This window comes from Streptomyces sp. NPDC001002, assembly GCF_053599215.1.
Map to the genome: position 1 here is coordinate 118,606 of NZ_JBSFLV010000008.1, position 24,077 is coordinate 142,682.

The 24,077-nt window shown below is 71.4% G+C and carries 17 protein-coding genes and 1 pseudogene; 10 read left to right on the forward strand and 8 right to left on the reverse strand.

Features of this window, described 5'->3' with window-relative positions:
• Positions 1 to 56 precede the first annotated feature (56 nt).
• Positions 57 to 3,179 (reverse strand): nucleotide-binding protein, encoded by a 3,123-nt coding sequence (locus tag ACWDR3_RS06830; protein WP_450351412.1) that lies wholly within the window; start codon positions 3,177 to 3,179, stop codon positions 57 to 59.
• Between the two features lie 846 nt (positions 3,180 to 4,025).
• Positions 4,026 to 4,106, reverse strand: a pseudogene (locus tag ACWDR3_RS06835) (hypothetical protein); the annotation flags it as partial.
• Between the two features lie 458 nt (positions 4,107 to 4,564).
• Here ACWDR3_RS06835 and ACWDR3_RS06840 point away from each other — a divergent pair.
• On the forward strand, positions 4,565 to 6,061 hold the full coding sequence (locus tag ACWDR3_RS06840; protein WP_450351395.1) for an outer membrane protein assembly factor BamB family protein: 1,497 nt from the start codon (positions 4,565 to 4,567) through the stop codon (positions 6,059 to 6,061).
• An 82-nt stretch (positions 6,062 to 6,143) separates the two neighbouring features.
• Here the strand turns inward: ACWDR3_RS06840 and ACWDR3_RS06845 are convergent, their stop codons facing one another.
• Entirely contained in the window at positions 6,144 to 6,437 is a 294-nt protein-coding gene (locus ACWDR3_RS06845) for a DUF397 domain-containing protein (protein WP_450351396.1), read from the reverse strand.
• Between the two features lie 219 nt (positions 6,438 to 6,656).
• Here ACWDR3_RS06845 and rpsO point away from each other — a divergent pair, with 219 nt between their 5' ends.
• The 4 genes from rpsO (at position 6,657) to ACWDR3_RS06865 (ending at position 11,553) form a co-directional block, all read left to right on the forward strand.
• A complete protein-coding gene (gene rpsO / locus ACWDR3_RS06850) occupies positions 6,657 to 6,944 on the forward strand; it encodes a 30S ribosomal protein S15 (RefSeq protein WP_073494901.1) in 288 nt (95 codons plus the stop codon).
• Between the two features lie 322 nt (positions 6,945 to 7,266).
• Positions 7,267 to 9,486: a polyribonucleotide nucleotidyltransferase gene (locus ACWDR3_RS06855; protein ID WP_450351397.1), complete on the forward strand. Its 2,220-nt coding sequence runs from the start codon at positions 7,267 to 7,269 to the stop codon at positions 9,484 to 9,486.
• A gap of 175 nt (positions 9,487 to 9,661) precedes the next feature.
• Complete coding sequence (locus tag ACWDR3_RS06860; protein WP_450351413.1) at positions 9,662 to 11,062, forward strand: bifunctional transcriptional activator/DNA repair enzyme AdaA; 1,401 nt, start codon at positions 9,662 to 9,664, stop codon at positions 11,060 to 11,062.
• On the forward strand, positions 11,062 to 11,553 hold the full coding sequence (locus tag ACWDR3_RS06865) for a methylated-DNA--[protein]-cysteine S-methyltransferase (protein WP_450351398.1): 492 nt from the start codon (positions 11,062 to 11,064) through the stop codon (positions 11,551 to 11,553). Before ACWDR3_RS06860 ends, ACWDR3_RS06865 begins: the two co-directional genes overlap by 1 nt.
• A 25-nt stretch (positions 11,554 to 11,578) precedes the next feature.
• On the opposite strand, the gene ACWDR3_RS06870 is transcribed toward ACWDR3_RS06865, so the two are convergent.
• The 3 genes from ACWDR3_RS06870 to ACWDR3_RS06880 all read right to left on the reverse strand — a co-directional run bounded on the left by ACWDR3_RS06870 (position 11,579) and on the right by ACWDR3_RS06880 (position 13,623).
• Entirely contained in the window at positions 11,579 to 11,962 is a 384-nt protein-coding gene (locus ACWDR3_RS06870) for a PPOX class F420-dependent oxidoreductase (RefSeq protein WP_450351399.1), read from the reverse strand.
• A 93-nt stretch (positions 11,963 to 12,055) separates the two neighbouring features.
• Complete coding sequence (locus ACWDR3_RS06875; protein ID WP_450351400.1) at positions 12,056 to 12,538, reverse strand: DUF456 domain-containing protein; 483 nt, start codon at positions 12,536 to 12,538, stop codon at positions 12,056 to 12,058.
• A gap of 95 nt (positions 12,539 to 12,633) precedes the next feature.
• The gene (locus ACWDR3_RS06880; RefSeq protein ID WP_450351401.1) at positions 12,634 to 13,623 is read right to left on the reverse strand and encodes a helix-turn-helix domain-containing protein; all 990 of its coding nucleotides are present in this window, start codon (positions 13,621 to 13,623) and stop codon (positions 12,634 to 12,636) included.
• Between the two features lie 452 nt (positions 13,624 to 14,075).
• Between ACWDR3_RS06880 and ACWDR3_RS06885 the strand changes: the two genes are divergently transcribed.
• Both ACWDR3_RS06885 and ACWDR3_RS06890 read left to right on the forward strand, forming a co-directional pair.
• Positions 14,076 to 15,635, forward strand: coding sequence for a protein phosphatase 2C domain-containing protein (locus ACWDR3_RS06885; RefSeq protein WP_450351402.1), 1,560 nt, complete (start codon positions 14,076 to 14,078; stop codon positions 15,633 to 15,635).
• An 84-nt stretch (positions 15,636 to 15,719) separates the two neighbouring features.
• Complete coding sequence (locus ACWDR3_RS06890) at positions 15,720 to 17,462, forward strand: pyruvate dehydrogenase (RefSeq protein WP_450351403.1); 1,743 nt, start codon at positions 15,720 to 15,722, stop codon at positions 17,460 to 17,462.
• Between the two features lie 18 nt (positions 17,463 to 17,480).
• Here the strand turns inward: ACWDR3_RS06890 and ACWDR3_RS06895 are convergent, their stop codons facing one another.
• Positions 17,481 to 18,779 carry a helix-turn-helix domain-containing protein gene (locus tag ACWDR3_RS06895; protein WP_450351404.1) on the reverse strand — a complete coding sequence of 433 codons (1,299 nt, stop codon included), beginning with the start codon at positions 18,777 to 18,779 and terminating at the stop codon, positions 17,481 to 17,483.
• 230 nt (positions 18,780 to 19,009) lie between these two features.
• On the opposite strand from ACWDR3_RS06895, the gene ACWDR3_RS06900 reads away from it, so the two are divergent.
• A complete protein-coding gene (locus tag ACWDR3_RS06900) occupies positions 19,010 to 19,624 on the forward strand; it encodes a hypothetical protein (protein ID WP_450351405.1) in 615 nt (204 codons plus the stop codon).
• Between the two features lie 128 nt (positions 19,625 to 19,752).
• Positions 19,753 to 20,223 (forward strand): hypothetical protein, encoded by a 471-nt coding sequence (locus ACWDR3_RS06905; protein ID WP_450351406.1) that lies wholly within the window; start codon positions 19,753 to 19,755, stop codon positions 20,221 to 20,223.
• Between the two features lie 12 nt (positions 20,224 to 20,235).
• Here the strand turns inward: ACWDR3_RS06905 and ACWDR3_RS06910 are convergent, their stop codons facing one another.
• Positions 20,236 to 23,271, reverse strand: a complete 3,036-nt coding sequence (locus ACWDR3_RS06910) for an alpha-mannosidase (RefSeq protein ID WP_450351407.1) — start codon at positions 23,269 to 23,271, stop codon at positions 20,236 to 20,238.
• A gap of 271 nt (positions 23,272 to 23,542) precedes the next feature.
• Between ACWDR3_RS06910 and ACWDR3_RS06915 the strand changes: the two genes are divergently transcribed.
• Positions 23,543 to 23,944, forward strand: a complete 402-nt coding sequence (locus ACWDR3_RS06915) for an ATP-binding protein (RefSeq protein WP_450351414.1) — start codon at positions 23,543 to 23,545, stop codon at positions 23,942 to 23,944.
• Positions 23,945 to 24,077 lie beyond the last annotated feature (133 nt).

Sequence of the window (24,077 nt, forward strand, 5' to 3'; positions counted from 1 at the left end):
CGAAGGGCGGCCGATGTCTTGATGACACCGGCCGCCCTTCGTCTGTCCGTGCCCGCCTACTGCTGGGGCGGCGGGGGCGGTACCTGCCCGTCCGGCTGCTGCGGGTAACCGTAACCGGCCGGCGGATACGGCTGTCCCGGCTGCTGCGGGGGATAGGGCTGCCCCGGCTGGGCGTACGGCTGACCGGGCTGCGGCTGGCCGGGCTGGGGCGGCTGGGGCTGCTGCGGCGGGTACGGGCCCGGCTGCGCGGGAGGCTGCTGCTGCCCCGGGTAGGGCGGCTGCCCCTGCTGCGGATAGGGCTGCTGGCCCGGAACCTGCTGGTACTGCTGTCCCGGCAGCGGCGGGGCCGCGACCGGCGGCGGGTTCCCGTCGCTGGTCCACAGGCCGTGCGCCTGCTGGTGGCGGACGAAGTCCTCGGCGACCATCGCGGCGAGGTTGAAGTACGACTCGCGCACCTTCGGCCGCATCATGTCGAGGTCGACCTCGGCACCGGCGGCGAGATGCTCGTCGAAGGGCACGACCACGACACCGCGGCAGCGCGTCTCGAAATGGCTGACGATGTCCTCGACCTTGATCATCTTGCCGGTCTCGCGCACACCGGAGATGACGGTGATGGACCGCGACACGAGATCCGCGTACCCGTGCGCGGAAAGCCAGTCCAGCGTCGTACTGGCGCTGCTCGCCCCGTCCACCGACGGCGTCGAGATGATGATGAGCTGGTCGGCGAGGTCGAGCACCCCGCGCATGGCGCTGTAGAGCAGACCGGTGCCCGAGTCGGTGAGGATCACCGGGTACTGCTTGCCGAGCACGTCGATCGCGCGCCGGTAGTCCTCGTCGTTGAACGTGGTCGACACGGCCGGGTCGACGTCGTTGGCGATGATCTCCAGACCGGACGAGGCCTGGGACGTGAACCGCCGGATGTCCATATAGGAGTTGAGGTACGGGATCGCCTGGACGAGGTCACGGATGGTGGCCCCGGTCTCCCGCCGCACGCGGCGACCGAGCGTACCGGCGTCCGGGTTGGCGTCGATGGCGAGGATCTTGTCCTGCCGTTCGGTGGCGAGCGTCGAGCCGAGCGCGGTGGTGGTCGTGGTCTTGCCGACACCGCCCTTGAGGCTGATGACGGCGATCCGGTAGCAGGACAGCACGGGCGTGCGGATCAGCTCCAACTTCCGCTGCCGCTCGGCCTCTTCCTTCTTCCCGCCGATCTTGAACCGCGACGGCGCGGCCCCCGGCCGACCGCTCTTCGCCTTCTGCTTCTTGTTGTTGAGCAGCCGATCGGACGACAGCTCCACGGCAGCGGTGTAACCCAGCGGCGCGGCCCCGGGGTTGGTCATCTGCCGCTGATCGTGCTGCATGGGCTGCGGCCAGGAGGTGCCGGTGCGGGGGTCGACGGGGGGTTGCTGGGGCTGCGGCGCGTGGGGAGCCTGCGCAGCGTGCGGGTCCTGGGGCGCGGGCTGGGCAGCCTGCGGGGGTTGGGGAGTGTGGGGCGCTTGCGGGTGTTGGGGGTCCTGCGGGTTCTGGGGCGCGTGAGGGGCCTGCGGGAACTGGGGGTTCTGCGGAGGCTGCGCGGCCTGCGGGTGAGCCTGCGGCTGCGCGTGCGGGGGGACGCCCGGTTGGGGCTGGGGCTGGGGCTGGGGCTGGGCTTGGGGCGCGGGCGGCTGCGGGAAGCCGTAACCGCCGGGCGCGTTGGGGGTGTTGGGTGCCGGGGGCTGCGGGAATCCGTAGCCGCTCGGGGGTACGTCGGCGGGAGCCTGCGGCGCTGCGGGGGCAGGCGCGGGCGGGACGGCCGCCGTGTTGGGAACCGGCGGCTGGGGGAAGCCGTAGCCGCCGGGGGGCGCGTCCGCGGGAGGCTGCGGCGCCGCGGGCGCCTGCGCGGGCGCTCCGGGGTGCGGGAAGCCGTAGCCGTTGGGCGGGGGTGCGTCGGCCTGTGCCTGCGGGGCCGCAGGGGTGGGCTGGGCGGGCGGTGTGTTGGCGGCCGGGGGCTGCGGGAAGCCGTAACCGCTAGGTGCGTTGGGGGTGTTGGGCGCCGGCGGTTGCGGGAAGCCGTAGCCGTTCGGCGGGGGTGCGTCGGCGGGAGCCTGAGGGGCCGCAGGGGCGCCCGGGTGCGGAAAGCCGTACGCGCCGGAGGTGTTGGGGGCGGGCGGGGTCGGCTGGGGGTGGCCCTCGCCGGCCGGCTGTTGGGTCGGGGGCTGCTGCGGCGGCGGGTTCCAGGCCGCGGGGGCGGGCTGCGGGGCCTGCGGCTGGAACGGCGGCACGGGCGGCTGGGCCTGTGCGGCGGCCGGCTCCGGCTGCGCGGGCGCGACCGGCTCCGCCTGCTGTGGCGGCTGAGGCTGCGCGGGCCACTCGGCCGCCGGTGCGGGCGCGGCGAGTTGGTACGACGGCGGCAGGGGCGGCAACCCGCTCTGCGGCGCCGGCGGGGGAGTCCAGACGGGCGGCCCGGTCGGCGGAGCGTCCTGCGGTTCTGCCGCGGCGGCCTGGGGAGCGTCGGCTTGCGGCTGCTCCTCGTTCGGGGCGTCGTCCTGCGACTCGTTGTCCTGAGCGACGGCGTCTGCGGGTGCGGCTTCTTCGTCTACGGCGTTCTCGGCTACCGGGTTCTCGTCTACGAGGTCTTCGTCTACGACGTCCTCGGCGGGGGAGTCTTCGGCGACGGAGCCTTCGGCGACCGGGTCCTCGGTCGTCGCATCGTCGGTCGCCGGGCCCGAGAGCTCGGTGTCGGTAGGTGCCGTGTTTTGGGGTTCGGCCTCTGCCGGCTCGGCCTTGGTCTCCGCAGCGGGCTCAGTCTCGGTGTCCGACGCGATGTCGGTCTCGACCTCGACGTCAGCGTCGGCGTCAGCGTCCGGAGTGACTTCCGCGTCCGCCTCGGGCTCGTCCCCGGCGTCAGCCTCCGCCTCCGCTTCCGCTTCCTCCGGCTCAACCGCCGAAGGCTCCGCGGCCTGGGCTTCGTCCTGTCCGTCGGTCGCAACGACCTCTCCGGCACCCTCCGCCTCCTCCTCGGCGGCAGCAGCAGCGGCAGCGGCAGCGGCGCGTTCCGCGAAGTCCCGCTTCAGGGCGACGGGCGAGATGCGCATGGTCGCGCCGCTCTCCAGATCACCGTTCTCGGACTCGTCCCCGGAAGCCGAGGCCGCGTCGGAAGGACCAACGAGCGGCTGGACTCCGACGACGGGAATGTTCGGCACGGCAGTCGGAGAAGAGACGTCCACGATCGGAGCCGGAGCCGGAGCCGGAGTTGTCGTCGGAGCCGGAGCCGGAGCCGGAGCGGGAACCGGAGCAGCGGAGGGCACGGCCCCCGGCGTCGGCTGCGACCCCTGCGGCTCGAATCCACTGCCCGTCGGAAGCTTGGGCACCGCCCCCGGCCCGCCGATCACCGGCGCGGCCGGCGTGACGGGCGGCGCGAAAGGAGCCCCCGGCACAGGTGCGGGCGGCGCAGGGGGAGCGGCCGGGGGAGTGAAGGCACCCCCAGGCGCCGGCGCGGGCGGCGCAGGCGGCGTGAAAGGAGCTCCTGGCGCGGGCGCAGGCGGCGCAGGCGGCGTGAACGGAGCCCCCGGAGCCGGAGCCGGAATGGAGGCCGGACCACTGGAGGCACCAGACCTGGGCGGCTGCGGCAGCGAATGCGCAGGCGGAGTCAGCCCCGGCAGCGCGGAGTAGTCCGCCGGAGAGAGCCCGACGGCCGGCGCACCGGGGTTGGCCCCGCGTCCGGGCACTTGCCCAGGCACCTGCCCGGACCCCTGACCAGGAACCTGCCCCGGCCCCTGCCCGGAACCCTGCCCCTGCCCGGAACCCTGCCCCTGCCCGGAACCCTGCCCCTGCGCCTCTTGCGAGCCTGAATCCGATCCCGATCCCGATCCCGATCCCGATCCCGATCCCGATCCCGATCCCGATCCCGATCCCGATCCCGATCCCGATCCCGAATCCGAGCCTGATCCGGATGCCGATCCCGATCCGGATGCCGACCCCGACCCCCCGGACGCGTTCTGCGTGTACCAGGCGGGCGGCGCGTAATCGATGGTGAACTCGCCGGTCGTCTCGACGGAGGCCTCCGCGTCGGGCTGGTCGTCGCCGGGTGTGGCCCAGCCCCCGCGGTTCCCGTCCCGATCGCTGCTCACAATTCCTCCTGGTGTGGTCGAGCACCCTCATGCCATGCCGGGGCGACCATCGCTTGTCGTCCTTACGTTGTCCGAGGTAGTCCGATCCACCGGCTCTCCCCCTGGGACACCGCCGCCCGTCCACGGGTCATGGCGACGCGCCCCCTCCCAGCCTAATCACCAGGGGCCACACCTCGGCAGGCCCGTCCACCCCTGAGCGCCTTCCCGGTGTGTCACAACCAGCCCAGAAGTGCCGTACCCAGCTGCCGTATCGGTGAACAAACCGGGCACGAACCGTGAACGTGCCGGACAGGAATCGACACCGCGGTGCCTGCGCTTACACCCGAAGAGGCGTTCCCTGCAAGGGTGTTGAGGAAACGCCGTCCCACCCCGCGCCGGGCGCTCCACCAGGCGGCGGGCATAGTGGGGGCCGCTCCGACCACCCCCCGACGGAATCTGACCGAAAAGGACTTCTCCGCGTGAGCTTCGGCCCACCTCCCTCGATCTACACCCAGTCCACGCTGGCGGCCGACCGGGCCCGCAGGCATCGCCGTATCCGTCTGCTGGGCGCCGTGACGGCCGCCGTGGTCGCCGTCGGAGGCCTCGGCGGCTGGCTCCTGATGTCAGGCGACGACGGGCCGGACGACCAGAAGACGGCCGCGGTCGTGCAGGCCCCGGACGACGTCAGGGAAACGGTCGAGAAGCGCCCCGTGTCGCCCGAGGGGCAGAACGTGCTGGAGTTCAGCGAGGAGGGCCTCGCCGATCGCCCCGACACCGATCCCCGCTACGCACCCGGCACTTGGGCCACCGGCACGATCCTCGCCAAGGGCATCGCCACCCGCGTCGACGGCTACCGCATCGGCGACGAGAGCGGCGACAAGGCCTGGACCCTCGACCTGGGCGGCCATCTCTGCGCGGTCACCGACCACGTCACCGCCGACGGCCGTACCGCGGTCGTCGTCCAGCCCCCGCAGCCCGAGGGCGCCAAGTCCGAGGGCGTGTGCGACCAGGTCGTCCTCCTCGACCTCGACACCGGCAAGAAGCTCTGGCAGAAGACGATGCCGTCGGCCCGCGCCGCGTTCGTGACCAACACGAACATCACCCTGGCCAAGGGTGTCGTCGCGGTGGGCTGGGGGCGCGGCTCGGTGGCGTACGACATGAAGAGCGGCAAGCAGCTCTGGAACGGCACCTCCACGTCCGAGTGCGAGGACAAGGGCTTCGCCGGCGGGCGCGAGCTCCTCGCGCTCGAAGCCTGCGGCGAGCTGCCCGACACGCGGTACGAGGTGCAGCGGCTGGACCCGCGCACCGGCAAGGCGCAGTGGACGTACCGACTCGCGAGCGGTGTGCAGGACGTCTATCTGCCCTCGTCGGACCCGCCCGTCCTCGCCGTGGCGGCCGGTGACAGCCTGGTCACCGACCTGATCACGCTCGACGACGACGGCAAGCACCGGGCGACCATCTCGCTGGGCGGCTACGACGCGAAGTGCGACGACCGGTACTTCGGCAGCTCGTACTTCGGCACGCTGGAGAACTGCGACGGCGTGGTCGTGGGTCCCACCCAGGCATACGTCACCAGCAAGGAGGGCACCGACGTCGACCAGCCCGCGGACTGGATCGTGGCGTTCGACCTCAAGACCGGCCGGGGGCAGGGGAAGTTCGACGGACGCCCGTTCCAGCAGGTCTTCCCGCTCCGGATGAACGGCGACGAGCTGTTGATCTTCCGCCAGGGCCGCACCGGCTTCCAGTCGGCGGCCGTGGTGAGCTGGAACGCCCGTACGGACCGGGAGACCCCGCTGCTGCTGTTCAGCCTGCCGGAGGACGACGACTCCGCACTCGGCGACCCGGAACAGTCGGACATGGTCTACGAACAGGGCCGTGTCTTCTTCGCCAAGCGCGAACTCTCCCGCGACGACAAGTCCCCGAAGGACCCGGTCCTGGTGACCGTCGGCTACGGCACCGCGGGGCTGAAGCACTGAGGGCCGTAGGAGAAGGAGTAAGGGGCGGCACCCGTGGGTGCCGCCCCTTACTCCTTCTCGCGTTCGCCTTACGCGCGCGTGCTCACTCCGCCGGCAGGCCACCGTTGCGCGTGGTCGGCTCCAGGTCGAACTCGCCGTCCCGCGCGCCGAGCACGAAGGCCCGCCACTCCGCCTCGGTGTAGCGCAGCACGGTGTCCGGGTCGAGCGAGGACCGCATGGCGACCGCCCCGTCGGGAAGGTCGGCGATCTCGACCCGCTCCTCGTGCTCCTCGGTACCGGGCGCGCTGCGCCACTCGACGCCGGAGATGTCGAGCGCGTACAGCTCGTCGCGCTCCCGCTCCTTGCGTGCCTTGATCTGGTCTTCCGTCTCCGCCATGCCGCAGCGACCCCTTCCCGACGTGATCCGTGTGTCAACCTTAGTGACCTGGTACGCCCGTCCTCCGGGGTTCGCGGAGCTGGTAAGGGCGCCCACCGGCTGCTGGTACCCTGAGTGACGGCCGTTTGTGTCACGGCCTTTCCGCCTGACGAGTCACCGAAGCTCCCCCGAGACTTAGACCGGGGGCACTCGAAGGCACACAGACCATGAGGAGTACGCGTGTCGCTCGACGCCGCCACGAAGAAGCAGATCATCGGTGAGTTCGGCCAGAAGGAGGGCGACACCGGCTCCCCCGAGGTCCAGGTCGCCATGCTCTCGCGCCGCATCTCGGACCTGACCGAGCACCTCAAGACCCACAAGCACGACCACCACTCCCGTCGTGGTCTGCTGATCCTGGTCGGTCAGCGCCGCCGGCTGCTGCAGTACCTGGCCAAGAAGGACATCCAGCGCTTCCGTGCGCTGGTCGACCGCCTGGGCATCCGCCGCGGTGCGGCGGGCGCCAAGTAGGACGCCGTGAAGGGAGCGGTTCCCGAAGCGATCGGGGACCGCTCCCTTTGCCGTATATGCCGCCGCACATGTCGCCGTGCGTGCGGAAACGTGCGGAGTGTCACACCCGCTTTGTAGTGTGGTAGCACAACGCAACAGCACGAGGAGAAGTGCACCGCGCCGCCGGTCCTCGGTAGTGGCCCCCGGGCAATGCGAACCCGGGTGCTTCGATCGAAGACCGGCCCGCAAAAGACGGAGCGCTTCTCCGCTCATGTCCCCCCGCCACACGGGCGGATCGGGACAAAAGACGAAAAGCAGACGAAAAGTAACGGAGAAAACGCTAGTGGAGAACGAGACCCACTACGCCGAGGCCGTCATTGACAACGGTTCCTTCGGCACCCGCACCATCCGCTTCGAGACGGGCCGCCTGGCCAAGCAGGCCGCCGGCTCCGCCGTGGCGTACCTGGACGACGACACCATGGTGCTGTCGGCCACCACCGCCTCCAAGAACCCCAAGGACCAGCTCGACTTCTTCCCCCTCACGGTGGACGTCGAGGAGCGGATGTACGCCGCCGGCAAGATCCCCGGCAGCTTCTTCCGCCGTGAGGGCCGTCCCTCCGAGGACGCCATCCTCACCTGCCGCCTGATCGACCGCCCGCTGCGCCCGTCCTTCAAGAAGGGCCTTCGCAACGAGATCCAGGTCGTCGCCACGATCATGGCGCTCAACCCCGACCACCTGTACGACGTCGTCGCGATCAACGCGGCCTCCGCGTCCACCCAGCTGGCCGGCCTGCCCTTCTCCGGCCCGATCGGCGGCGTCCGCGTCGCGCTGATCAACGGCCAGTGGGTCGCCTTCCCGACGCACACCGAGCTCGAGGACGCCGTCTTCGACATGGTCGTCGCCGGTCGCGTCCTGGAGGACGGCGACGTCGCGATCATGATGGTCGAGGCCGAGGCCACCGAGAAGACCATCCAGCTGGTCGCGGGCGGCGCCGAGGCGCCCACCGAGGAGGTCGTCGCCTCCGGTCTGGACGCCGCGAAGCCCTTCATCAAGGTGCTCTGCAAGGCCCAGGCCGACCTCGCCGCCAAGGCCGCCAAGCCCACCGGCGAGTTCCCGGTCTTCCTCGACTACCAGGACGACGTCCTGGAGGCGCTCACCGCCGCCGTCAAGGACGAGCTCTCCCAGGCGCTCACCATCGCCGGCAAGCAGGACCGCGAGGCCGAGCTGGACCGCGTCAAGGGTCTCGCCGCCGAGAAGCTGCTCCCGCAGTTCGAGGGCCGCGAGAAGGAGATCTCCGCCGCGTACCGCTCGCTGACCAAGTCCCTGGTCCGTGAGCGCGTCATCAAGGAGAAGAAGCGCATCGACGGCCGCGGTGTCACCGACATCCGCACCCTGGCCGCCGAGGTCGAGGCCATCCCGCGCGTGCACGGTTCCGCGCTGTTCGAGCGTGGCGAGACCCAGATCCTGGGCGTCACCACCCTGAACATGCTCCGCATGGAGCAGCAGCTGGACACCCTCTCCCCGGTGACCCGCAAGCGCTACATGCACAACTACAACTTCCCGCCGTACTCCGTCGGTGAGACCGGCCGCGTCGGCTCCCCCAAGCGCCGCGAGATCGGCCACGGCGCGCTCGCCGAGCGCGCCCTGGTCCCGGTCCTGCCGACGCGCGAGGAGTTCCCCTACGCGATCCGTCAGGTCTCCGAGGCCCTCGGCTCCAACGGTTCGACGTCCATGGGCTCGGTCTGCGCCTCCACCATGTCGCTGCTGAACGCCGGTGTGCCCCTCAAGGCCCCCGTCGCCGGTATCGCCATGGGCCTGATCTCCCAGGAGATCAACGGCGAGACGCACTACGTCGCCCTCACCGACATCCTCGGTGCGGAGGACGCCTTCGGTGACATGGACTTCAAGGTCGCCGGCACCAAGGAGTTCGTGACCGCCCTCCAGCTCGACACCAAGCTGGACGGCATCCCGGCCTCCGTCCTGGCCGCGGCCCTCAAGCAGGCCCGTGACGCCCGCCTCCACATCCTCGACGTGATGATGGAAGCGATCGACACGCCGGACGAGATGTCCCCCAACGCCCCGCGGATCATCACCGTCAAGATCCCCGTGGACAAGATCGGCGAGGTCATCGGCCCGAAGGGCAAGATGATCAACCAGATCCAGGAGGACACCGGCGCCGAGATCACGATCGAGGACGACGGCACCATCTACATCGGTGCCCAGGTCGGCTCGCAGGCCGAGGCCGCCCGCGCCACGATCAACGGCATCGCCAACCCGACCATGCCGGAGGTCGGCGAGCGTTACCTGGGTACGGTCGTCAAGACCACCACCTTCGGTGCGTTCGTGTCCCTGCTCCCGGGCAAGGACGGTCTGCTGCACATCTCCCAGATCCGCAAGCTCGCCGGCGGCAAGCGCGTGGAGAACGTCGAGGACGTGCTCGGTGTGGGCGCCAAGGTCCAGGTCGAGATCGCCGAGATCGACTCCCGCGGCAAGCTCTCCCTGATCCCCGTGATCGAGGGCGAAGGCGACGAGGACGAGAAGAAGGACGACACCGACCAGTGACGTCGCCCAGGCCCCCGCTATCGGCCCTGAAGGGGCCTCGTCCTCAAACGCCGGACGGGCTGAGAGATGCGGACCGGCGTTGAGGAGGACCGCCCAGACTCGGCGAAGACTCCGAAGCTTCACGTCCGTTTTCCGCTAGCCCGGTCTCCTCTCCCGGCGGAGACTTGGTTCCGTGATGGACGACGACAGCAGGTACGAAGCCGTGCGGAGCAGGGACGGGCGGTTCGACGGGGAGTTCTTCTTCGCCGTGCTGACCACCGGGATCTACTGTCGGCCCAGCTGCCCGGCGGTCACGCCCAAGCGGCGGAACGTGCGGTTCTTCGCCACGGCCGCCGCCGCGCAGGGGTCGGGGTTCCGGGCCTGCCGGCGGTGTCGGCCCGACGCCGTGCCGGGGTCCGCCGACTGGAACGTACGGGCGGACGTCGTGGGGCGGGCGATGCGGCTGATCGGCGACGGGGTCGTCGACCGGGAAGGGGTCGCCGGGCTCGCGACACGGCTCGGGTACAGCGCTCGGCAGGTGCAGCGGCAGCTCACCGCCGAGCTCGGTGCCGGGCCCGTCGCGCTCGCCCGGGCCCAGCGGGCGCACACCGCGCGGGTGCTCGTACAGACCACCGACCTGCCGATCACGGAGATCGCGTTCGCGTCCGGGTTCGCGAGTGTGCGGCAGTTCAACGACACCGTCCGGGCCGTGTACGCGGCCACGCCCAGCGCCCTGCGGGCCGCCGCACCCCAGGGCGGAAGGGGTGGGCTGAGGGTTGCCACTCCCACGGCCGGAATCCCGTTGAGGCTTGCCCATCGCGGGCCCTATCAGGCCGGTGCCGTCTTCGATCTGCTCGCCGCCGAGGCCGTGGCCGGTGTGGAGGACGTCAGTGGGGTGCCGGGGCGGCGCGTGTACCGGCGTACTCTCCGGCTTCCGCACGGCACCGGCATCGTCGCCGTCGATGAGCGGGGCGGTACGGTCCGGTCCACGACCGGCGCTCACCCGGGTGGGTGGCTCGACGCCCGGCTGCACCTCACCGACCCCCGCGACCTGACCACCGCCGTGCAGCGGCTGCGGCTGCTGTTCGACCTCGACGCCGATCCGTACGCCGTCGACGAGCGGCTCGGCGGCGACGAGCGGCTCGCGCCCATGGTCGCCGCGCGGCCGGGGATACGGTCGCCCGGTGCCGCCGATCCCGCCGAACTGGCGGTGCGCGCACTGGTCGGACGGGACGCGGCCGAACGGCTCGTCCAGCGGTACGGCAAGCGGCTCGACGCGCCCTGCGACAGCCTCACCCACCTCTTTCCCGAACCGGCGGTCCTCGCGGAGGCCGAACCGCACGGCACCCTGGGCGCGCTCACCGCAGCCCTCGCCGACGGCGCCGTACGCCTCGATGCCGGCGTCGACCGGGACGACGCGGCGGCGGCCCTGCTCGCCCTGCCCGGCATGGACGCGGCCACGGTCGCCACGATCCGCGCCCGCGCCCTCGGCGACCCCGATGTCGCGCCGCCCGCCCTCGACGTACCCGACAGCTGGCGCCCCTGGCGCTCGTACGCCTTGCAACACCTGCGTGCCGCAGGGGAGTTGGAGTTCTGATGACTGGCCTTGTGCGCTACGCGAGTGTCGACAGCCCTGTCGGGCCGCTGCTTCTCACGGCCGACGGAGCCGACGGCACGCTGACCTCTCTTTCCGTGCCGGGGCAGAAGAACGGCCGTACGGTTCAAGAAGGTTGGCTGCACACGCCCGACCTCTTCCGTGCCGCCGGCGAACAGCTCGACGCCTACTTCGGTGGTGAACTCAAGGAGTTCGAGCTGGAGTTGCGCAGCGAGGGGAGCGAGTTCCGGGAGCGGGTGTGGGGTGCGCTCGGGTCCGTGCCGTACGGGGAGACCACGACCTACGGTGAGATCGCCGCGCGTATCGGGGCCTCCCGGGCCGCCGTGCGGGCTGTGGGTGGTGCGATCGGTGCCAATCCCTTGCTGATTGTGCGGCCCTGCCATCGGGTGATCGGCGCGGACGGCTCCCTGACCGGGTATGCCGGTGGTTTGGAGCGCAAGACCGTATTGCTGTCCCTGGAGGGCGTGCTCTAGGGCTGCGTCGTATCGAAGGTCTGCCTCAGTCCTCCGCGTGCACCTCGTCCAGGCCCCAGCTGTGGATCCGGCGTGGGTGGACGCGGATCACCTCCTCGCTGAAGTGCGGGCCCAACTCGTGCGGGCCGGTGAGGAGTTCGGCCTCGCCGCGGATGTCCACGCCGCGTACCCGCCACGGGCGCAGGCTCGCGATGTCGTCGACGACCAGGGCGACCTTCGGGTTCTTCAGGAGGTTGCGCCACTTCTTGGTGGCGCCCATCGCGTAGCCGCCGATCAGGACGGTGCCGTCGTCCTGGAGGAAGAAGCCGACCGGGTTCGCCTGCGGCTGCCCGTGCGGGTCGACGGTGGCCAGCCGGCCCAGCCGCTGCGACCTCAGATACGTACGCTCCGCCTCGCTGAATTCGGTCATGGCAGCAAGCCAAGCACCCGGCGCCGGTCCGCACATCGGCCGCACGGACCAGGACCGGGGGACTACGTCCGGTACAGCGGGCGGGGCGTGCCGTCAGCCCCAGATCACCGCCCCCAGCCATGCCCCCGCGATCAGCAGGCAGGTGAACAGCTCCGCCAGCACACTGGAGCCGCCCGAGCGCATCGCCGTCCGCAGTGCCGCCCGCGCCTCGCCGTGGCCGCCCAGGCGGAGCCGTTCGCCGACGTAGATGCCGCCCATGAAGCCGGGTATCGCGCCCAGTACGGGGATCAGGACGAAGCCCAGGAGCGCACCGGTGCCCGCGTACACCGCCATCCGGGGGGTGGCGCCGCTCGCGCGCAGCCGTCTCGGGGGCAGCATCCAGCGCACCACCTGGCAGACGAGGAGCGCGATGGTGGCGCCCACCAGTACGCCCCATGCCACCGGCTGCGGGTCCTTCAGCGCCCACCACAGAACCGCGGCCCATACGAGCCACGATCCCGGCACCCCGGGCACGAGTACTCCACACAGGCCGAGCAGGAGGACCAGGCCGACCAGCAGGAGGTCCCACACTCCCATCTGACCAGAGTGCCGGAGGGGAGACGAAGCCGCAGATCAGGCCTGGCCGGGGAGGGGCAGACGGCCCGGGACCGGAACGATCGGGTGATTCCCGGTCAGAAGGACCCGTCCCTGGTCACCCAGCCCCGTTCGTACGCGTGCCAGCCCAGCTGGAGGCGGGTCGTCACGCCGGTCAGTTCCATCAGGCGCTTCACTCGGCGCTGCACGGTCCGCAGGCCCAGGTCGAGCTGTTTGGCGACGCTCGCGTCGGTCAGGCCGGCCAGGAGGAGAGACAGCACCTCCAGGTCGGTGGTGTCGGGGCCGTCCGGCTGCTCCTCGGTGACCCCGGACGTGCCGAGGCGCAGCGGCAGGGCCTCCCGCCACACCGACTCGAACAGGCCGGAGAGCAGTTCCAGGAGCCCGCTCGCGTGCACGACCAGCGCGGCGGGCTCCGCGGTGTGCGAGGTGAGCGGCACCAGGGCGGTCGTCCGGTCGGCCACCACCAGCTTGGTCGGCACCCGCTCCACCACCCGGATCCGCTCCTCGCGGGCGAGCGCGGCGGACAACTCGGTCATGCCGTCCGGCAGGTCGAGGACGGACCGCTCGACCACCACCCGGTAGACCACGCCCCGATCGGTCGCCTGCTCCTCCGCCTCGTTCTCGACGCCCGAGACGACGGCCGGATTGCCGGTGACCAGCGCGCACACCTCCTCGCTCGCGCCGAGCTGGAGCTGGAGGAAGCGCTGAGCGACCGCCGCCGCGCCGATCACCACCTCGACCAGGTCGTGCACGGCGGGCTCGGCCGCCGTCGCCCGGTACTCCTCGGCCAGCAGGGCGGCCGCCAGTTCCGCCTTCTCCAGCTCGTGCCGCTGCTGGGTGAGGAGCGCGCCCAGGGCCACGCCGGGCGGGGCGGCGACCCAGCGGCCGGGGCGGGCCGAGGACTGGGCGGCGAGCCCGTGCCGTTCGAGGCGGCGCAGGGTGCGTTCCGTGTCGTGCTCGCCGAGCGTCAGCCGCCGGGCCAGGTCGGACACGTCGGCGGCGCCCACGGACACCAGGGCGCGGTACGCCGACTCGTGCGTCTCGTCCAGCCCCAGTACTCCCAGCATCAGCTGTCGCCCTCCCCGTCGAACCAACCTCGCGCGTGCCCACGTATGGCGGAAAACAGCCATGGCGCAAACCCGCCTCCGCACATCATCGCCGTACCACCCGGCACTCTGCCAAGGTGGCGCCACCGCGGACGCATTCCTGGATCACAGCTGGTCTTCAGGGTGCGGGGGCACAATCAGGCCGGTCCGGCAGGCGCGGGGCGGGACGCGGTCGCTCAGAACGTGATCCGGGCCCGAGACGTGTCGCCGGCACGCAGGGGATCCGGGCCCGGGTCACCTCGGTGTCGCCGGGCGGTTCTCCCGTGGGGGGTGGAACCGTCCGGCGGCTTCAACTCGCCACTCCCGCATCACTGTTCGACAGGTAACTCGACACGCCGTTCGATGCGCCATGTCGCGCCGGTTTTTCCTGATGCCCCGTTTTCATCCGGCCCGCGCGGTGGACAATTAGGGGCATGAGCCAGCAGGGGGGAAGTCCCACCGGTCACGAGGACGACTGGTGGGGACAGCTGTACGACGACGCCACCGAGGACACGGGCCCGGCGGGCGCCGCCGACTCCCTCGACGACCGTTTCGCGTCGGCGACGGAAGCGGTGACGGACGGTTCCGGTGAGACCGCCGACGCGGGTGCCGGCGGCCATGGCGGTGCGGGTTCCGGTGGCGGTGTCGCCGGCAATGGCGGTGCGAGTGCCGGTGCCGGTGCCGGTGCCGTGGCGTGGAGTGCCGGTGACCGTGCGGGGACCGGCGTTCCCCCGCAGCGTCCGGCGCTCGCCGACACCCCTGAGCCGCCTCGCACGGAGCCCGTCCGGGACCGCGTCCCCTGGGAACCACCGCTCGCCGCACCCCAGAGGCCGGAGCCCTTGTCGGCGGCCCCGCCGGCCCCCACGGCACCGCCTCCCGAACCCCGCACACCGCCCGGCACCCCCGCGACCCCGCCAGGGCCCCCACCGGCGGGTTTCGTCGCCGCCGTCCAGGACGCCCCGCCCGCCCCCTCCACCTCCCCGGTCCTCCGCACCGCCACCCACCTGGACCTCCCCACCCTCCCCCCGCCCCACGTCGACTACGTCGGCTCAGGACCGCCCACCTACGACGCCGAGCCCACCGCCCTGCCGCTCGCCGACCCGGACGACCTCGACGATCTGGTCGCGGACACCGTGCTGGACGGCGCCCGGTACGGGGCCTGCACGCTGCGGGCCGTGTCCGTGCGCGGGGACTCCGCCCGGTTCCGGGGCGAGCCGCGCCGTGACTCGTTGCTCACCGCCCGGTTCGGCACCGGCGAGCACGCGCTGGTGCTGGTGGCGATGGCGACCGGTGCCCGGGCCACTCCGGGTGCGCACCAGGCCGCCGCCGAGGCCTGCCACTGGATCGGGCGGGCAGTCGGCCGCAGCCATGCCCGGCTCGCGGAGGACATCCGGTCCGGCCGGCGCGGTGACCTGAAGTCGGGGCTGCACCGGCTGACCGACCGCAGCCTCGGCAAGCTCCGGGCGGGCGCCGCCGAGCAGGGCATCGACCCGGAGGAGTACTCCGCGACCCTGCGCTGTCTGCTGCTGCCGGCCGACCCCGAGTGCCGTACGCGCGTCTTCTTCGGCGTCGGCTCCGGCGGACTTTTCCGGCTCCGGGACGGCGAGTGGCAGGACATCGAGCCGCGCGTCACCGATGTCACCGGTGACGCCGTCGTCGGCTTCGGCTCGCTGCCCTCCGAGACGCCCGAGGGCGACCGGCTCACCATGGACCTCGGTATCCCGACCCCGCCGAGCCCGTACGAGCCCGCCCCCGAGCCGCCCCACGAACCCTTCCGCTTCCGCGCCTCGGTGGCCCAACCGGGTGACACGCTCCTGATGTGCACCGGCGGACTGGCCGAGCCGTTGCGCGGGGAGCCCGATCTGTGCCGGTATCTCACCGGCCGGTGGTCCGGGGGCGGCGCACCCGGTCTCGCCGCCTTCCTCGCCGACACCCAAGTCAGGGTCAAGGGTTACGCGGACGACCGGACCGCCGCGGCCGTTTGGGAGGCGTGAGGCTTCGGGCTGTGAATTCATGGAACCCAGGGGGACCGGACAGATCGCAGAGATCCAGCGGAGACCTAAGGGGCGCCCAGAGCCATGGCCAAGCAGAACGTCGCCGAACAGTTTGTCGACATCCTCGTCCGCGCCGGAGTCAAACGCCTCTACGGAGTCGTCGGCGACAGCCTCAACCCGGTCGTGGACGCGATCCGCCGCAACTCCGCCATCGACTGGGTGCATGTGCGCCACGAGGAGACCGCCGCCTTCGCCGCCGGCGCGGAGGCCCAGATCACCGGGAAGCTCGCCGCCTGCGCCGGTTCCTGCGGGCCCGGCAACCTCCACCTCATCAACGGTCTCTACGACGCCCACCGCTCGATGGCCCCCGTGCTCGCCCTCGCCTCGCAGATCCCGTCCAGCGAGATCGGCCTGGGCTACTTCCAGGAGACCCACCCCGAGCGGCTGTTCACCGAGTGCAGCCACTACAGCGAGCTGATCTCCAGCCCGAAACAGATGCCGCGGCTGCTGCAGACCGCGATCCAGCACGCCGTCGGCCAGTCGGGCGTCAGCGTCGTCTCCCTCCCCGGTGACATCGCCGCCGAACCCGCCCCGGACAAGGCCGTCGAGACCGCCCTCGTCACCTCCCGGCCCACTGTCCGGCCCGGCGACGCCGAGATCGACAAGCTCGTCGACCTGATCGACCGGGCCGAGAAGGTCACCCTCTTCTGCGGCAGCGGCACGGCGGGCGCGCACGCCGAGGTGATGGAGTTCGCGGAGAAGATCAAGTCGCCCATCGGCCACGCGCTGCGCGGAAAGGAGTGGATCCAGTACGACAACAAATTCGATGTGGGCATGAGCGGTCTGCTCGGCTACGGCGCCGCCTACGAGGCCACCCACGAGTGCGACCTGCTGATCCTGCTCGGCACCGACTTCCCGTACAACGCCTTCCTCCCCGACGATGTGACGATCGCTCAGGTCGACGTCAGGCCCGAGCACTTGGGGCGCCGCTCCAAGCTCGACCTGGCCGTGTGGGGCGATGTGAAGGAGACCCTGCGCTGTCTGACCCCGCGGGTGAAGCCCAAGGAGAACCGGCGCTTCCTCGACAAGATGCTCAAGAAGCACGCGGACGCGCTCGAAGGCGTGGTCAAGGCCTACACCCGCAAGGTCGAGAAGCACACCCCGATCCACCCCGAGTACGTGGCCTCCGTACTGGACGAACTCGCCGACGAGGACGCCGTGTTCACCGTCGACACCGGCATGTGCAACGTCTGGGCCGCCCGCTACATCACCCCCAACGGCCGCCGCCGCGTGATCGGTTCGTTCTCCCACGGTTCGATGGCGAACGCGCTGCCCATGGCGATCGGCGCCCAGTTCACCGACCGGGAGCGGCAGGTCGTGTCGATGTCCGGGGACGGCGGATTCTCCATGCTGATGGGGGACTTCCTCACGCTGGTCCAGTACGACCTCCCCGTGAAGGTCGTCCTCTTCAACAACTCCTCCCTCGGCATGGTCGAGTTGGAGATGCTGGTCGCCGGACTGCCCTCCTACGGCACCACCAACAAGAACCCCGACTTCGCGGCCGTGGCCCGCGCCTGCGGTGCCTACGGCGTGCGGGTGGAGAAGCCCAAGGACCTGGCAGGGGCTCTGAAGGACGCCCTCAAGCACAAGGGCCCGGCCCTCGTCGACGTCGTCACCGACCCCAACGCCCTGTCCATCCCGCCGAAGATCAGCGCCGAGATGGTGACCGGCTTCGCCCTGTCCGCCTCGAAGATCGTCCTGGACGGAGGCGTCGGCCGCATGCTCACGATGGCCCGCTCCAACCTGCGCAACGTGCCCCGGCCGTAAGGGCGGTCCGACCGCTTCCTAGTAACCCTCGGTCGGCACCCACGCCCGGGCGCCGGCGTCGTTCGTCCCGTACCAGTAGCGCGGCAGGCCCTTGGCGCTGGTGGTACGGAACGGGCTGCCGTGGTCGTCGATGCGGATCGTGCCGGTGCGGCCCTCGGAGGACCATTCGAGCTCCAGGTACCAGCTGCAGTCACAGGTCGAGGTGGTCGCGTCGACCAGCAGCACCTCGGGGTCCTGGGCGGAGACCTTGTAGGGGAACTTCACCGCCGGGAGAACCGTCCCGTTGACACCGTCGTTGCCGGCCTGCGCGTGGGCGACGGGGCGGTCCTTGTCGAGGTTCACGGAGAAGTAGCGGGGGCTGAGTCCGCCGCCGCAGCCCTGGTCCATGGCGTAGTCGATGCCGGCCATCGGGGCGGCGCGGCCGACGACACGGACCCGCAGGCCTTCGAGGACCACTGCGGTCGAGGACCGTCCCTGCACCGTGATCTGCACCTTGGTCAGCCGCCCGTGCACCGCGCCCTGGGTCGCCGCCCACACACCGGCGTCCTGCTGGGCCGGCGGCGGCGGGACCTCGGTGATGGGCTTGTCGATGACGTAGTCGTGACCGCAGGTGCCCTCCCAGATCTGGTCGTCGGCCGTCCAGGTCAACGGCGTACCACTGCCGCCCGAGGCGGGTCCGTTGGTGCCCTTGCCCGTCGGACCCTCCTTCTTGGGGGTCGGGGAGGCCGAGGACTTCTTGCCGGACGACGGCGACGACGACGCCGAGCGGCTGGGGGAGGGGCTGCCGCTCGGGGTCGCCGAGCGGGTGGCGGTGCCGGCCTCCGTCGTACGGGACGTGTCCGGCGTACTGGCCGACTTGGCCGGGGGACGGTCGTCCGACAGGGCGGACAGGCTGCCCAGCGTGAGCATCAGGACGGAGGCCGCGGCGGCGCCGACCAGGATGCGGCGCTTGCCGTACCAGGGGTGGGCCGGCGCGGGGGCGGAGCCCGGTCCGGGCAGCCCGCCCTCGGCGCTCGCGATCACTTCGGTGTCCTCGGCCGCCGCCGCTTCGGCGGCCCGCGGGCGCTGCCGGGCCGCCACGGCGAGCAGCCACAGGCGGTGCAGTTCGTGCCGCTCCTCGGGCGTCGCCGCGCAGAACGCGGCGAACCGCTCCACCGGAGCGAAGTCCGTCGGCACCGCTTCGCCCGCGCAGTAGCGGTGCAGCGTGGAGGTGTTCATGTTCAGCCGGCGGGCCAGTGAGCCATAGCTCCGGTCCGTGCGCGCCTTCAGCAGGCGCAGCAGCGCCGCGAACTCCTCGACGTCGTCCCGAGTCGACACCGTACCCCCGTCATATGTCGGATCCCAGGCTCGGACCCGTATCCCAGGCACTCCATATACCTGCACGTCAGATGGGCTGGGATGGTTCCATCATGGTGCATCGGGCGTCGGCGCTTGCAGCCGGCCGAGGTGACGGCCGATGCTCTTGGTGTCGCACCGACCAGGGCCGGACCGACCATCCGCCGCCGGTACGACTCCGACACCCATGCACTCATCCACGGGGGACACCCATGCCCAAGCGCACCAGAGCCGGCGCGCTCACCGTACTCGCCATCGCGGGTCTCGCTCTCGGTACCGGACTCGCCGCACCGGCGAGCGCCGCTCCGAAGGCGCCCGGCTTCCTCGCGGCCAAGGAGCTGCCGCCGCACCCCAGCTCCGCCTGGACGGCCGACAAGGTCACCGCCGGCTTGCCGGAGGAGACGGAGTGGGACACCTGCCTGCGGGCCCTGCCGGGCCAGAAGAACGCCTGGCACCGTGACTTCCGGACCGACCTGGACACGAACGCCCGCCAGATCTCCGTCACCCTGGCGAACACCAAGGCGGCCAAGGCCCTGGTCTCGAAGCTGAACAAGGACCTCAAGTCCTGCCCGACGCGGCTCGACGCCGACCCGGACATCAAGGCCTCCGGCAAGGACTACGGGACGCTCGCCGTCGAAGAGGGCGCCCACGTCTACGGCGTGCACACCGAGGCCTCCTGGGGCGCCAGCGACGTCCGTCTCGTCTCGGTCGGCCGGGACGGAAAGACGGTCACGGTCGTGAACTGGGCCCAGATGGGCGACCTCACGGACGCGCCCGTGAAGGCCTTCAAGAAGACGACGGTCACCGCGGTCAACAAGCTCCACTGACCGCCACCACAGACCGGGGCCGCCCTCCCGCACGGGGGTCGGGCGGGCGGCCCCGCACCTCTCATCGCACACAGAGCACGACAGCGACTCACGATCAGCGACGCACGACCAAAAACGGGGAAACAGACATGAGCAGCAAGAAGAGCATCGCCCGCCGTTCCACCGTGGCCGCCGGCCTCGCCCTGGCCCTCGGCCTCGGCATCACGGCCCAGGCCTCCGCCGGAGCGCCGCGCAGCGTCAGCGGGACGCCGTCCGACAACATCACCCGCATCGCCGACTTCTACGGCGCCTACATCGACGCCGTGACCGACGAGGGCAGCGGCGACCTCGGCGACACGCTGCGGGGGCACTACCTGACGGCCGCCTACCAGAAGCAGCTGTCCGCCTGGGAGGACCGGGAGCACGCCGACGGCGTCCTGCGCGCCCAGAACGTCCCGCTCTCCTGGAAGGTCACCGACAACGGCTCCACGAAGAAGTACACGGAGGCCGTCGTCACCCTCACCTGGAGCAAGAACAGCACCACCAAGGTCGTCGTCGACATGGCCCGCGACAGCCGCGAGATCTACCACATCGGCGCCAAGGGCCTGGCCAAGAAGTAGGCCGGGTGGGCGTCACTCCGGGCGCAGGCGCAGGGTGAGGATCTGGAACGGCCGCAGTTCGAAGGTCAAGTCGCTCTCGTGCAGCGGCCGTTCCAGCAGGTCCGTCACCTCGGCGCGGGCCACCGGGAATCCGGCGCTCAGTGTGGCCCGCGCCCGGCCGCCCCGGGACTCGTAGAGCCGGACGACCACATCGCCGCTCCGGTCCTCCGCGAGCTTGACCGACTCGACGGTCACGCCCGGGTGGTCGACCCGCACCAGCGGCGCCACGACCGGCCCCTCGGCCACCCGCAGCGGCAGGTTCAGGGCGAGCCCCTCGGCGACCGCGTGCACGACGTCCCCACCGGGCAACAGCGCGTAGGTGAGCCGGTGTTGGCCCAGGTCCGTCTCCGGATCCGGGCTGTGCGGCGCGCGCAGCAGGGTCAGGCGTACGGTCGTGCCGAGGCCGTCGGCGTGCGGGCTGCGGGTCACGTCGTGGCCGTACGTCGAGTCGTTGAGGACCGCGACGCCGTACCCCTCCTCCGCGACCCGGATCCAGCGGTGCGCGCAGATCTCGAAACGGGCCGCGTCCCAGGACGTGTTGGCGTGCGTGGGACGGTGGACGTGCCCGAACTGGATCTCCGCGGTGGAGCGTTCGGCGTGCACGTCGAGCGGGAAGGCGGCCTTGAGCACCTTCTCCGACTCCTGCCAGTCGACGTCCGTGACGACGTCCACCCGGCGGCCGGCCGCGGCCAGCCGGATCTCCTGCGTGATCCGCGACTTCCCGAAGGTCCGCGTCACCCGCACCGCCGCGAGCAGCGGCCCGGCCGCCACCAGCTCCACCGACTCGACGTCCGTCAGGTCCGTGTGCCGGCGCCGGTAGTGCCGGTCGATGTCCCAGGCGTCCCAGGCGTTGGGGTGGTCGGGATGCAACTGGAGGAGATTGCCGGGTCCGGACAGCACCTCGCGGTCGACGCCCAGGTTCCGGACCGAGGTGAGAAGACCGCGGGCGTCGACGGTGACCCGGAGCCGGGAGTTCTCCAACACATGGGTGTCACCCACCCGTTGGGCACGGACGCTCTCGTCCGCCGTGTCCGGCACCGGCGCGCTGCCCAGCCCGGGCACGGTCACCAGACCGTCCCCCACGACCTCGGTGCGTGCGTACGGCGAGGCGTTGAAGACACTCGGCCCCTCACTCGACCCAGTGCTCGGGCCGCCGCCCGACCCCAGCGCGGTCACCGCCGCGGCCGTGATCTCCTCGACCTCCGCCAGCACGCGCGCGTACGTCTCCCGTGCCTCCCGGTGCACCCACGCGATCGAGGAGCCGGGCAGGATGTCGTGGAACTGGTGCAGCAGCACCGTCTTCCACAGCCGGTCAAGGGCGTCGTACGGGTAGGCGTACGAGGGATCCCGCACCGCCGCCGTCGCGCACCACAACTCGGCCTCGCGCAGGGCGTGTTCGGAGCGTCGGTTGCCCTGTTTGGTCTTGGCCTGGGTGGTGTACGTGGCCCGGTGCAGCTCCAGATACAGCTCGCCGGACCACACCGGCGCCTGGGGACCGTACTCCTCCTCGGCGGCGGCGAAGAAGGCGGACGGCTTCTCGACCGTGACCCGCGGTGAGCCCTCCAGGGAGCGCAACCGCCGTGCCTTCTCCAGCATTTCGCGGGTCGGACCGCCACCGCCGTCGCCCCAGCCGAAGGGGACCAGGGAGCGGGTCGCCCGGCCCTTGTCGGCGAAGTTGCGTTCCGCGTGCGCGAGTTCGCGACCGTGCAGTTGCGAGTTGTACGTGTCGACCGGCGGGAAGTGGGTGAAGACGCGCGTGCCGTCGATGCCCTCCCACCAGAAAGTGTGGTGGGGCATCCGGTTCGACTGGTTCCAGCTCAGTTTCTGGGTCAGGAACCAACGGATTCCGGCCAGTTTCGCGAGCTGCGGGAAGGCGGCCGTGTAGCCGAAGGAGTCCGGCAGCCAGACCTCCTCGGTCTCGGTGCCCAGTTCCTCGGCGAAGAACCTTTTGCCGTGCACGAGTTGGCGGGCCAGTGCCTCGCCGCCGGGCATGTTGGCGTCCGACTCGACCCACATCGAGCCCACGGGCGCCCAGTTGCCCTCCCGCACGGCTTTCTTGATCCGCTCCCAGATGTGCGGCTGGTGCTCCTTCACCCACGCGTACTGCTGGGCCTGCGAGCAGGAGAAGACCAGCTCGGGGTAGTCGGCGGCGAGCGCGGTGACGTTGGCGAAGGTGCGCGAGGCCTTGCGGACCGTCTCGCGCAGCGGCCACAGCCAGGCCGAGTCGATGTGCGCGTGTCCGGTCGCGAAGACCCGGTGCGCGCTCGCCGACGCCGGCCGGGACAGCACGTCCGCGAGCGCCGAACGGGCCGCCGGCGCCGTGCCGGACACGTCGTGCAGGTCGAGTGCGTCGAGCATGTCCTCCAGGGCGCGCAGCACCTCGTGCCGCCGCGCCCGGTCCATCGGCAGCTCGTGCATCAGCTCCGACAACACCTCGATGTCGAGGCCCAACTGCCACACCTCTTCGTCGAGTACGGCCAGGTCGGCAGCCCGGAATCGGTAGATGGGCGCATCGCCGGCGGTCAGGACGTCGCCGAGGTGCGTAGGCTCGAAGCCGTGCAGTACGGCCGGATTGGCGGCCGCCTCCAGGAGCAGATGCACCGGTTCGCCTCCGCCCGCCGGGGTCCCGAGGGTCAGGTGGCGATTGCGCGGGTGAACACCTTTGAGGGGGACGCCGGCGGCGTCGTACAGCAGTCCCTCCGCCTGGAAACCCGGTCCGTCGCCGGTGAATCCGGGGTCGATCACCGCCTCGACCGTTCGTCCCGCCCACTCCTCGGGCACCCGTCCGGTCAACCGGAACCAACTCGTCGACCAGGGCTTTCCCCACCGAGTGCCGGTCGTGAAGGGCTCGTAGGCGGCCTGCAGCGCCTGGTCCACCGGCACCGGCTCGCCCGGCACATGCCACACGGACAGGGCCAGAGGCACGCGCGCCGCGTACTGCGCGGGCTGCACGAACTGCCGTACCGCGCGCTCCAGTCGGGCCTCAACCAACAGTCGGTCGTCGTGCACGGCGGCTCCCTCGACGCTCGGACGGCTCGGTCCAGGGTGTCATCTACCCGACGGGCAGGGCCGCATCCGTGGCCGAACACCCGGTCGTCCAGGATTGGACATGACTGGCGCGTGTCCCAGAGGGCATGGATCCCCGTGAACGTGTTCGACAAGGAGGGGAACCGACATCGGCACGCGGGCGGGGGTCATGAAGAGGTACGCACGAGGGGGCGGTCCTGTGGCGATCGGGGCCTCCTCGGCCAGGACAGTGGAGGACGAGGACGACAGCGCCATGGAGCAGGCGCGGTCGCCACAGCTTCGGCGCCGACTCGGGCGCGCCGATCTGAAAGAGGTGCCCGAGGCACGCCGGGCCCTGCGCGAGCTGCTGCGGCAGTGGGGCAGGCCCGGACGATCGGAGATAGCGGAGCTGCTCACCAGCGAGCTCGTCACCAACGCACTCATCCACACCGACCACGACGCGGTCCTCACGGCGACCGTCGGACCGCACGGACTACGGGTGGAGGTACGGGACTTCGTGGCCCGCAGGCCGAGGCTGCGCGTGCCGAGCGCCGACGAGGGCACGCACGGCAGAGGCCTGATCCTGGTGCAGTCCCTCGCGGACGCCTGGGGGGTGCGGGCCCACGCGGTGGGCAAGGCGGTGTGGTTCGAACTGGACGACGCCGAGGCCGTCTGAGGTCCGCGGACCGATGTGTCCGACGGACGTGAGAAGGGGCGCGACCCGTGGGCTGCGGACCACGGCCACCCAGGACCTCGGCACGATCAACGCGGCCCATCTGCGCGAGGCGCACCGGATCCTGGAGTCCGGC

Excerpts from the sequence above, each read along its gene's own strand:
- ACWDR3_RS06845 (WP_450351396.1), bottom strand. The coding sequence starts at position 6,437 with ATGGCGGAGACGGAAGACCAGATCAAGGCACGCAAGGAGCGGGAGCGC.
- ACWDR3_RS06860 (WP_450351413.1), top strand. The coding sequence starts at position 9,662 with ATGGACGACGACAGCAGGTACGAAGCCGTGCGGAGCAGGGACGGGCGG.
- ACWDR3_RS06865 (WP_450351398.1), top strand. The coding sequence starts at position 11,062 with ATGACTGGCCTTGTGCGCTACGCGAGTGTCGACAGCCCTGTCGGGCCG.
- ACWDR3_RS06870 (WP_450351399.1), bottom strand. The coding sequence starts at position 11,962 with ATGACCGAATTCAGCGAGGCGGAGCGTACGTATCTGAGGTCGCAGCGG.
- ACWDR3_RS06875 (WP_450351400.1), bottom strand. The coding sequence starts at position 12,538 with ATGGGAGTGTGGGACCTCCTGCTGGTCGGCCTGGTCCTCCTGCTCGGC.
- ACWDR3_RS06880 (WP_450351401.1), bottom strand. The coding sequence starts at position 13,623 with ATGCTGGGAGTACTGGGGCTGGACGAGACGCACGAGTCGGCGTACCGC.
- ACWDR3_RS06885 (WP_450351402.1), top strand. The coding sequence starts at position 14,076 with ATGAGCCAGCAGGGGGGAAGTCCCACCGGTCACGAGGACGACTGGTGG.
- ACWDR3_RS06890 (WP_450351403.1), top strand. The coding sequence starts at position 15,720 with ATGGCCAAGCAGAACGTCGCCGAACAGTTTGTCGACATCCTCGTCCGC.
- ACWDR3_RS06900 (WP_450351405.1), top strand. The coding sequence starts at position 19,010 with ATGCCCAAGCGCACCAGAGCCGGCGCGCTCACCGTACTCGCCATCGCG.
- ACWDR3_RS06905 (WP_450351406.1), top strand. The coding sequence starts at position 19,753 with ATGAGCAGCAAGAAGAGCATCGCCCGCCGTTCCACCGTGGCCGCCGGC.
- ACWDR3_RS06915 (WP_450351414.1), top strand. The coding sequence starts at position 23,543 with ATGGAGCAGGCGCGGTCGCCACAGCTTCGGCGCCGACTCGGGCGCGCC.